The sequence below is a fragment of the Halopseudomonas aestusnigri genome, assembly GCF_002197985.1.
Taxonomy (GTDB): domain Bacteria; phylum Pseudomonadota; class Gammaproteobacteria; order Pseudomonadales; family Pseudomonadaceae; genus Halopseudomonas; species Halopseudomonas aestusnigri.
Window position 1 is genome coordinate 74358 of the sequence record NZ_NBYK01000008.1, and the last position, 10392, is coordinate 84749.

At 62.6% G+C, this 10392-nt stretch carries 6 protein-coding genes; 4 read left to right on the plus strand and 2 right to left on the minus strand.

Going from position 1 to position 10392, the window contains the following annotated elements:
* Positions 1-45: 45 nt before the first annotated feature.
* Entirely contained in the window at positions 46-1017 is a 972-nt protein-coding gene (locus tag B7O88_RS12105; protein ID WP_088276234.1) for a calcium/sodium antiporter, read from the minus strand.
* A gap of 185 nt (positions 1018-1202) precedes the next feature.
* Here B7O88_RS12105 and B7O88_RS12110 point away from each other — a divergent pair, with 185 nt between their 5' ends.
* Positions 1203-2825 (plus strand): methyl-accepting chemotaxis protein, encoded by a 1623-nt coding sequence (locus tag B7O88_RS12110; protein WP_088276235.1) that lies wholly within the window; start codon positions 1203-1205, stop codon positions 2823-2825.
* 15 nt (positions 2826-2840) lie between these two features.
* Here B7O88_RS12110 and B7O88_RS12115 read toward each other — a convergent pair whose 3' ends face one another.
* Entirely contained in the window at positions 2841-4538 is a 1698-nt protein-coding gene (locus B7O88_RS12115) for a long-chain-fatty-acid--CoA ligase (RefSeq protein WP_088276236.1), read from the minus strand.
* A 287-nt stretch (positions 4539-4825) separates the two neighbouring features.
* On the opposite strand from B7O88_RS12115, the gene B7O88_RS12120 reads away from it, so the two are divergent.
* From B7O88_RS12120 to B7O88_RS12130, 3 genes are all read left to right on the plus strand, one after another.
* Complete coding sequence (locus tag B7O88_RS12120) at positions 4826-5917, plus strand: methyl-accepting chemotaxis protein (RefSeq protein ID WP_088276237.1); 1092 nt, start codon at positions 4826-4828, stop codon at positions 5915-5917.
* A 114-nt stretch (positions 5918-6031) separates the two neighbouring features.
* Positions 6032-7276 carry an efflux RND transporter periplasmic adaptor subunit gene (locus B7O88_RS12125; RefSeq protein ID WP_088276238.1) on the plus strand — a complete coding sequence of 415 codons (1245 nt, stop codon included), beginning with the start codon at positions 6032-6034 and terminating at the stop codon, positions 7274-7276.
* Complete coding sequence (locus B7O88_RS12130; protein ID WP_088276240.1) at positions 7273-10386, plus strand: efflux RND transporter permease subunit; 3114 nt, start codon at positions 7273-7275, stop codon at positions 10384-10386. The genes B7O88_RS12125 and B7O88_RS12130 overlap by 4 nt, the downstream gene beginning before the upstream one ends.
* The last annotated feature ends 6 nt before the right edge of the window (positions 10387-10392 follow it).

A 10392-nucleotide genomic window follows, 5' to 3' on the forward strand; every position in this document is an offset into this window, starting at 1 on the left:
CTGGGCGGCTCGCATAACACCACGAGCCAGCCAGCCGCCAGCCGGTCAGCGCAGCATGGTGCTGACCAGCCACCCGGTGTAGCCCACGTAGGTTGCCAACAGCAGGATACCGTTGAAGCGAGTCACCTCGCCCTGCTTGCCGAACCGCCCGATGCCCATAAATAGCAAAACCGCGGTCAATACGAACATGATTACCCAGTCGCGCTGCAGCACGACCGGGTCGACCGCCAGCGGTGCGATACCGGCGGCGATACCCACCACCGCAAGGGTATTGAACAGGCCGGAACCGATCACATTACCCAGCGCGAGGTCATGCTCGTTGCGACGAATCGCGGCCAGTGCGGAAGCCAGCTCCGGCAGCGACGTGCCAATTGCGACGATGGTCAAACCGATGATCAGATCGCTCACGCCCAGGCTTTCGGCGATAAACACCGCGCCCCAGACCAGCACGCGGGAACTGACGATCAGCAGTACCAGACCCAGCACCAACCAGAACAGGGCTTTGGGTAGCGGCATTGCGTGGGCAGCCACCTCCTCGGCGTACTCACCGGACAAGGCATCATCCTTGCCGCGCAGGCCTTGAACGATGGACCAGCCCATCAACACAAAAAACACCCCGATCAGCACCCAGGCGTCGTTGCGCGAAAGCTGCCCGTCAAGCAGCTGGTAGCCCGCCAGAAGGGTGATGCCGAGCAGAATCGGCAACTCCTTGCGAATCACCTGCGAATGGACCTTGATCGGGCTGATCACCGCAACAAGGCCGATGATCAGCGCGATATTGGTGATGTTTGAGCCATAGGCGTTACCCAGTGCCAGCCCCGGATTGCCCTGGCCGGCGGCCAGCGCAGACACCACCATCTCGGGCGCCGAGGTGCCGAAGCCGATGATCAGCATGCCGATCAGCAGCGGCGGCATGCCCGCATGACTGGCGGTCGCCGACGCACCATCAACGAAGCGATCTGCGCTCCAGACCAGAAGCGCCAGTCCCACTACAACCGCGGCCAATGCCAATAACATCATCAAGTTCCTGTGCCAGACTCAAATTAGCGGCCATTATCAATGAAAGTGAACTGTGTAGACAGTGGCAGGCAGCAGCAGCCGTTACAAAAAAATTCAGCTCTGCGCGAAACGGTCGATACACTGAACAATCGCTTTTTCTCGAGGTGAAGGACCGCCCGACAACCCTGACGACAGGTGTTCACATGGCTATAAACCGCTCCTTGCGACTGCAAACCCTCACACTCATGACCGGCAGCCTGGCGCTCATGCTGCTGGTTGCACTCATCATCACGCTGACCCTGTCTGGAAGCGTCAACAGCTATCGCAACCTGCTGGCCAGCCCGCTGGCCAGCGCCACGCTGATCAATCGCGCCAATCTGGAATTCAAGACCCAGGTGCAGGAGTGGAAGAACGTATTGCTGCGCGGCGCTGCACCGGCTGATCGGCAGAAATACTGGAGCCAGTTTGAGGCGTCAGAACAGGCAGTACAGGCCACCCTGCAGCAGATAAGCACCCTTGAGCTGGAGCCGCAGACACTGGCAGAGGTGCGCGCGCTGGCTGAAGAGCACCGCCAACTGGGTTCACGCTATCGCGACAGTCTGCAAGCCTACGAGGCCGCGGGTATGGAGCCGACCGCCGGCGACAAGGCTGCGCGCGGAATCGACCGTCAGGTCAGCGAGCACATGAACCAGCTGTCCAGCCAGCTGAACGGAGCCGCACTGCAACAAAGCAACGAGATCAACGCAACCGCTGCAACCACCGTCTGGATCGGGCTTGCAATACTGGTCATCGCAGCAGTGGTTATCGGCGTACTCAGCCTGTGGCTGGTAAACCGGCGCCTGGTAAGCCCGATAACCCAACTGATCGAGCAGGTTGAACAGCTGAGCCAGGGCAGGCTCGGCAAGCCCATCACCCTGCGTCGGGACGACGAGCTGGGCACCCTCGCCCGTGCAGCCAACCAGCTGCGCAGCTTCCTGGAAGACACCTTCAGCCAGCTGCAGCGCAGTACCAGTGAGCTGGATCGCGCCAGCGGAGAGCTGAACACCATCGCTACCCGCATGGCCCATGGCAGCCGAGAGCAGTTCTCGCGCACGGACCAGGTAGCCACCGCCATGCAGGAAATGTCTGCAGCCTCCATGCAGGTTGCACAGCATGCCGCCGAGGCTGCCCGCGCCGCAGACGATGCCGACAGCAATGCTCAGGAAGGCGGCCGGGTCATGCAGCACACGATCCAGGCGATGCAGGACATGCTGGCACAGATCACCCAGACCACCGAGGTTATCCGGCGCCTGGAAGGAGACAGCAATCGCATCGGCAAGGTGCTGGATGTGATTCAGGGGATCGCCGAGCAGACCAACCTGCTCGCCCTGAACGCGGCAATCGAAGCGGCACGCGCCGGTGAGGCCGGACGCGGCTTTGCTGTCGTCGCCGACGAAGTCCGCACGCTGGCCAAGCGCACCGCAGAATCAACCGCTGAAATTCAGCAGATCATCAATGATGTGCAGTCCGGGGCCGACGCAGCGGTCAAGGCCATCGCCATCGGTCAGACCCGCAGCGAGTCGAGCATGCAACAGGTAAACCTGGCGGGTGAGCGTCTGACCCAGATCACCGTCGCGATCGAGTCGATCCGCGACATGAACCGGCAGATATCAACCGCAGCCGACGAACAGACCAGCGTTGCCGAGGATATTACCCGCAACATCACCGAGATCACCGATATTGCCGCAGCCAACCAGAGCGAAGTCGACAACACCGCTCGCGCCAGCCAGTCCCTGCATGAGTTGTCCGGGGAGTTGAGCACCCTGACCCAGCGGCTCTCCGCCTGAGTCAGGGCATCGCGATCAGGCCGTCGCCGGGGCGGCCTGCCGCTGGCGCTCTTCTTCGTAGAGCTCCTTCTTCGACAATTTGCCCACCGGCGTCTTCGGCAGCTCCGCGCGAATTTCCATCGCGCTCAGACGTTCATGCTTGCCAAGACGCGAAGCGAGAAACGCCTGCAGGGTTTCGAAGTCGAAGGGCTCAACGCCGGCCCGCAGCTTGATAAAGGCTTTCGGCGCCTGCCCGCGATAGGGGTCATCAACCCCGATGACCGATACCTCCTCAACGCCCGGGTACTCGTAGATGGCCTCTTCGATCACCCGCGGATACACGTTGTAGCCGCTGCACAGGATCATGTCCTTGGTACGATCGACGATGTAGACGTAACCATCTTCGTCCATGTAGCCAACATCGCCGGTACGCAGGAAGCCGTCTGAAGTCATTGCCTCTGCCGTCGCGTCCGGGCGCTTCCAGTAGCCTGCGGTAATATTCGGCCCCTTGATGCAGACCTCCCCACGCTCGCCGACCGGCAGCTCGTTTTCGCCGCCGTCGAGCGGCAGGATGCGAATCTGCGTGCCCGGCACCGGCACACCGCATGACCCGGGGCGCGGCTGGGCGTCGCGCGGTGTAAAGGTGCCGCTGGTGGTGGTTTCGGTCATCCCCCAGCCCTCACGCAGGGCGCAACCGGAACGGGAGAAGTACTGCTGCTGGACCTCGACCGGCAACGGCGCGCCACCGGAGTTGGACATTTTCAGCGACGACAGGTCGTGCTTGTCGGTCTCCGGATGGCTGAGCAGACCGATGAACATGGTCGGCACGCCCGGGAAGGTGGTAATGCGGCTCTGACTGATCTCGCGCAGTACCGTCAGCACGTCAAAACGCGGGTGCAGGTAGATCTCGGCGGCAGCGCGCAGGCCAAAGATCATATTCACCATCAACGCGTAGATGTGGAACGGCGGCAGCACCGCCAGCACCCGCTCTTGCCCGGGCACGATCGCCGAACGCAAAACCTCGCGCAGCTGGGCACAGGAGGCCGTGATATTGCCGTGGGTCAGCATCGCCCCCTTGGGGACACCGGTGGTGCCGCCGGTATATTGCAGCACAGCCAGCGTGTTGGCCGGATCGGTCAGCAGGTGCTCCCGATAATCGCCGGCATTGTCCAGCAGCTCGGCAAAACTGCAGCACTGATCGCCCCAGGCCACCATCGCCGGTTTGCCAAGCAGATGGCGCTGCTCGTCGCTGACCTCACCACAGAACTCGACCAGACTGCCCACGACCAGCTGACGCAGCCGAGTGCGCGTCATCAGGCTCGCCATACGCGGGTAAAAGGCCTCCAGATCCAGCGTCAGCATGATGTCGGTCTGACTGTCCTCGATCTTGTGCTCGAGGGTGCGCTCAGCATCCAGCGGTGAATAGTTCACCACTGTCCCGCCGGCGCGCAGCACACCGAGAAAACCGATGAAGTAATGCGGGCAGTTGGGCAGATACAGCCCCACATGGACGCCGGGGCCAACCCCCAGTTTCTGCAGACCACAGGCCGCGCGGGAGACCAGCGCGTCTAGTTCTCTGTAGGTGAGCTTGTGGCCAAGGAAGTCGATTGCCGGGTTATCGGGGAACTCGGCGACGGCCGCGTCCAGCAACGCCGGAATGGCCTCCGGAGTGTAGGCAAGCTCCCAATTCACGTCCGACGGATACGACTTCAACCAGCGCAGTTCGGTGTCCACAGCATGCTCTCCATTGTCTGCCCGGGCGGCTTTGGCGCGGGGCGCTTTTTGTTTTCCCAACCCTAGTCGCTGTGCCGTGCTCCGGTGAAGCTTGATCGACTGCGGATATGTCGGGCCATAGCCGCTGCCAACGCTGAGCGACAAGGCAAATCCTGCCGCAAATCAATAATCTGCCAGTCGAATCAACGCATCATTACAGTTTGATGTTACTCGGCCGATAGCAAGTCCGAGTCGGCCCGATAACAGTATCGTCCCTATACCCCTCCCTGCCCATCCAGGAGCAAAACGTGTTCAAAAGCCGTCAATTACGCGCAGAGCTGCAACAATCCCAAGAACTGAACCGGCAACTGCAGGAGCAACTCGGCACCCTGACGGCACAACTGGACGAACGACAACGGCAGTTCGATGCGCGTATCGGCATTGCCGAGAGCGAGCAGACCCTGTCCCAGAAGCTGCTCGGTTGCCGGGAAATGGGGGATCATCTGGTCCAGGATGTGCGCGAATCGGTGGCCGGCGCAGCGAGCCGTCTGATGGATGAGCAACAGACCCTGACCGCGCTGAGCGAGATCTTCGCCCAGACCCAGCAGGCGGTGCGCAGCCTGCAGGCACGCTCCGACACGGTGGGCAACCATGCCGAGCGCAATGCCGAGTCTGCCAGCAGCCTTGACGAAACCGCCGGCCGCATTCGTGCCTTCATTGCCGTCATCCAGGACATCTCCAAACAGACCAGCCTGCTGGCCCTGAATGCGGCCATTGAGGCAGCACGAGCCGGCGAAGTGGGTCGCGGCTTTGCCGTGGTAGCCGATGAGGTACGCAGTCTCGCCGAGAAGGCTCAGCATGCCAGCGAAAACATTGAGGTTCTGGTAACCCAGGTAATGGAAAAGAGCCAGACCCTGTCCGGCATGGCTGAGGAATCCATGCAGAGCAGCCTCGAAATCGCCGCCTCTGCCCAGCAGATTGATCAGGTAACCCATCAGGTCATCGACCATGCCGACCGGATGAAGCAGGTGATCAACAGCTCTGCCACGCGCAGCTTTCTGTCGACCGTTAAGCTCGATCATGTGGTCTGGAAGATGGATCTATACCAGCGCATCGCCGCCGGCAACCTGAGCCAATCACTCACCGATCACCACGAATGCCGCCTGGGGCAATGGTATTACCGTGGCCAGGGAGCTGACCTGTACAGCCACCTGCCGGCATATCGTCAGCTGGAAAATGTGCATCGCCAGGTGCATGAATGCGGTCTGCAGGCGCGCGACGCCGCTCTCAAGGGTGACAATGACAGGCTGCACCGGCTACTGCTGGACATGGAACAGGCCAGTGTCCAGGTCGCCCAGCAGCTCGACCGCCTCGAGCGGGAGATCGGCAGCAGTCACTGATCTGCGCAGTGTCCGCAAGGACACTGCCGCGACACTCAGCGCTATTGCGACCATCGCCGTCACACGCTATACAGAGAGACCCTTACGCCCGCAGGAAAGAACAAGAGAGAAGGAATGCGTAAACGTCTCACACCGCTGTTGATTGTTGTCGTCGGAATCATCATTTTCATCCTGCTGCGCGTCACCCGTGATCAACCCGAGCCGCTGGGCACCCAGGAGCGAGCCTGGCGAGTTGCGACCGAAGCCATTGCACCTGACGCCTTCCAGCCACGCCTGACCCTGTACGGCCAGCTGGAATCACCGCGTCGCTTTACCGTGGTCGCACCGCTGGCAGGCCGCATCGCCGCGCTTCCCGCCAGCGATGGCAGTCATATCAAGGCTGGCGAGCTGGTAGTGGCGCTGGACGAGGCCGACATCACGCCACGGATCGAGCAAGCCAGAGCCGAACTGGCCGACGCCAGGGCGCAGCTGGACAGTGAAAAGCTGGCACATCAGGCCGACCAGCAGGCCCTGCGCATGGAGCAGCGGCTGGAAGCCAACGCCCGCAAGACGCTTGAGCGCATGCAGCAACTGGTTGCCCGCGAGATGGTGCCTGCGGTCGAGGTCGACAACGCCCAGGATGCACTGGATCGCGCCGCCTTGACGGTTGCCAACCGCCAGCGCAGTCTGTCCACCTACGCCTCGCGTCTGGCTGCCCAGCAGGCACGCGTTGAGCGCGCCAGTGCGGCGCTCGACAGCATCCAGCGCGATGCCGAGCGCAGCCGTTTTGTCGCCCCGTTCGACGGGGTCGTCGGGGCTGTTCAGGTTGCCGTCGGCGATCAGGTCAACGCCAACGCGCCGCTGCTCGATTTCTATCCGCTGGAAGGCCTGGAGCTGCGCGCGCTGGTCCCGCAGATTCACAGCCAGGACTTTATCAACGCTTTGAGCCAGGGCCAGACGCTGGATGCCCACAGTCTCGACAGCACGCCCGAGATCAAGCTGACCCTTGCCCGCATCGCCGGCAAGGCCGACGCGCGCGGCATTGAAGCCATCTTCACCGTCACCAACCCGCGCCCGGAATTACGCCTTGGCACCCTGCTGGCCATCAGTGTCGCCCGGCCGGCCCACGACAACAGCGTCGCCCTGCCCTACAGCGCACTGTACGGTAACAACACCCTTTACACCGTCGAGGACAGCCGACTCAAGGCGATCGCCGTCGAACGTGTCGGCGAAACCCTGGACGAGCAGGGTAACCGCCGGGTACTGGTGCGCTCCAGCGCGCTGGAAAGCGGTATGCCGATTGTGACCACCCATCTGCCCAATGCCATGACCGGTCTGAAGGTGGATACCGGTGAAGCGGCGGCGGAGCCGGCACAATGAGCAACACCGGACCGCTGGGCTTCTTTGTTCGTCACAAGGTTGCCGCCAACCTGCTGATGCTGGTCATGCTGATGGGCGGAGTGATCGGCCTGTCGCGTATGAACATCCAGTTTTTCCCGACCTTCGCCCTTGATTTCGTTACCGTCCGGGTGGTCTGGAATGGCGCCGCGGCGGAAGACGTCGAGCAGGCGATCACTATCCCGCTGGAGCAGCGCCTGCGCAGCATCCAGAACCTCAAGAACATGACTTCAACCTCGGCCCAGGGGGTCTCCAGCATCACCCTGGAATTCCGCGAGGGGACCGACCCGATCGTCGCGCTCGATGACGCGCGCCAGCAGGTGGATGAATTCCGCAACCTGCCGGCGGCGGCAGAGAAGCCCGAGGTGGTGCGGGTTGCCCGCTACGACCCGATTGCCAACCTGTTGCTCTACGGCCCGTTCGAACCCCACGAGCTGCGCACCATCGCCAACCGCATGGAAGACGATCTGCTGAACAAGGGCATCGACCGCATTGTCATCAACGGTGTGCCCGAGCAGCAGATCAGCATTGAGGTACCCAATGCCGAGCTGCGCCGACTGGGCATGTCGCTGGACCAGCTTGCGGCACGTATCAACGCCGAGTCACGGGATCTGCCGGCAGGCCAGGCCGGCGAACAGGATTCGGCCCGCGAGCTGCGCGCCATCGAGCAGCGCCGCGATCCCCAGGCTTTCGGCAGCATCGCCCTGCAACCTGAGGGTGACAGCCACCTGCGCCTCGGCGACATCGCCGACATTCGCCAGGAGCCGAGGCGCAACCAGGTGCTGCTGCGTTACGACGGCCAGCCCGCCGTGGAGCTGCAACTGGAGCGCAGCGAGGACGGCGACTCGCTTGAGTCGGCGAAAATCCTCAATGACTGGCTGGAGGAAATCCGCCCAACCCTGCCTCCGCAGCTGAAAATTCACGTTTATGACCAGGCCTGGCAACTGATCGATGACCGCATTCGCCTGCTGGTGAACAACGGTCTGAGCGGTCTGGTGCTGGTTCTCATCCTGCTCTACCTGTTCCTGCCGGCTCGGGTCGCGCTGTGGGTGGCGGTCGGTATTCCCACCGCCTTTCTCGCCGCCCTGGGGGTGTTCTGGATGATTGGCGGCTCGATCAACATGATCTCGCTGTTCGCGCTGATCATGGCACTTGGGGTGATCGTCGACGACGCCATTGTGGTAGGCGAAGACGCCGACGCCCACCACCGCAGCGGCGAGGCCTCCGAGCGCGCCTCCGAAGGCGCCGCCAAGCGCATGTTCTGGCCGGTGGTTGCCTCCTCGCTGACGACCATCGCCGCCTTCATGCCGCTGCTGATGGTCGGAGGCATCTTCGGCAATATCCTCGGCGATATCCCGATTGTCATGATCTGCGTACTGATCGCCTCGTTGCTCGAATGTTTCGTTGTGCTGCCGCACCACCTGCGTGAGGCCTTCCGTCCGAGCAAACCGCGCGGCGGCGCACTGGGCGCAATCGGCAATCGTCTGGATGCCGTCCGAGGCCGCTTTGACAGTGCCTTCAACCGCCTGCGCGACGGCCGTTTTCGTCAGCTGTCACAGGCGGCGCTGGCCCACCGCGGTACTACCCTGGCCTGCGCATTGGTCAGCGTCATCATTACCATCGGCCTGCTGAGCAGCGGCCGTATCGGCTTCAGTTTCTTCCCGACCCCCGAACCCCAGGTGGTCTATGCCAATGTCAGCTTCGTCGCTGGCACGCCACGCGACAGCATGGTCGCGTTCATGCGCGAGCTGGAACAGAGCCTGAACGAAACCGAGCAGGCGCTGGGTGGCGACCTGATTCTCACCGCGCTGACCCGCGAGGGAGAGGTGCTGGGCGACAACGGGGTCGCCCGTCAGGGGGACAACCTTGGTTCGCTGATGGTCGAGCTGGTGTCACCCGACCACCGGGAGGTGCGTAACAAGACCTTTATCCGTGAATGGCAACAGCGCATTCAGCGCCCGCCGGGAATCGACCGAATCAGCATCACCGAGCAGCAAAGTGGCCCACCCGGCAAGGACGTGGATATCCGTCTGACCGGCTCCGACCCGCAGCAGCTCAAGGATGCTGCTGATGCCCTGTCGGTACTGCTTTCCGGCATCGAAGGGGTCGTCAGCACCGAGGACGACATGAGCTGGGGGCGTGAGCAACTGGTCTACAGCCTGACGCCCTACGGTCAGGCACTGGGGCTCAGCATCGAAAGCGTCGGTACGCAACTGCGCGCGGCCTATGACGGTCGACTGGCGCAGATCTACCAGGACAAGCGCGACGAGATCGAAGTCCGGGTTCAACTGCCCCGCGCAGAACGGGAAAGCCTGGCCAGCTTGAGTGATCTCAACATTCGTCTGGATGACGGCCGCTTCGTGCCGCTGCGCCAGGTCATCACCTTCACCAGTAATCAGGGCTTCTCGGCGCTGCGTCATGCCGATGCCCAGCTGGCAACCGACGTTACTGCCGATATCGACAGCAGCCAGACCACTGCCGGCGTTGTCCTCAAGGCAGCCGAGCTGGAACTGCCAGCGCTGGCCAGCCGATATAACGTGCGCTACAGCTTCGAGGGGCGCTCGGTCGATCAGCAGGAAACCCTCGCCGACATGCGCGACGGCCTGATCATCGGTCTGCTGCTGATGTACGCGGTGCTGGTCTGGGTATTCTCCTCCTGGAGCACACCGCTGATCGTCATGTCGGTTATCCCGCTGGCGCTGGTCGGCGCACTGCTGGGTCACTGGGTCATGGGCTTGAACCTGACCATCCTGTCCCTGTTTGGTCTGTTCGGCCTGTCCGGTATCGTGGTCAACAACTCGATCATCCTGGTCAGCTTTTACCAGGACCAGCGCAAACGCGGGCTGGAGGTGAACGACGCGCTCAACGAGGCCGTCGTGCAGCGTCTGCGCGCGGTGCTGCTGACCTCGCTGACCACCATCGGCGGCCTGCTGCCGCTGCTGTTCGAGACCTCGCTGCAGGCACAGTTCCTGATTCCGATGGCCACCTCCATCGCCTTCGGCCTCGGCTTCTCGACCCTGCTGGTGCTGCTGGTGGTACCGGCGCTGCTGTCGCTGCTGGAGGGCTGGAAAGCACGGCGGGCGGCCGCCTAGGGCGGC

Bases quoted from the DNA above. Each gene is read 5' to 3' on its own strand.
- B7O88_RS12105 (WP_088276234.1), bottom strand. From the start codon at position 1,017: ATGTTATTGGCATTGGCCGCGGTTGTAGTGGGACTGGCGCTTCTGGTC.
- B7O88_RS12110 (WP_088276235.1), top strand. From the start codon at position 1,203: ATGGCTATAAACCGCTCCTTGCGACTGCAAACCCTCACACTCATGACC.
- B7O88_RS12125 (WP_088276238.1), top strand. From the start codon at position 6,032: ATGCGTAAACGTCTCACACCGCTGTTGATTGTTGTCGTCGGAATCATC.
- B7O88_RS12130 (WP_088276240.1), top strand. From the start codon at position 7,273: ATGAGCAACACCGGACCGCTGGGCTTCTTTGTTCGTCACAAGGTTGCC.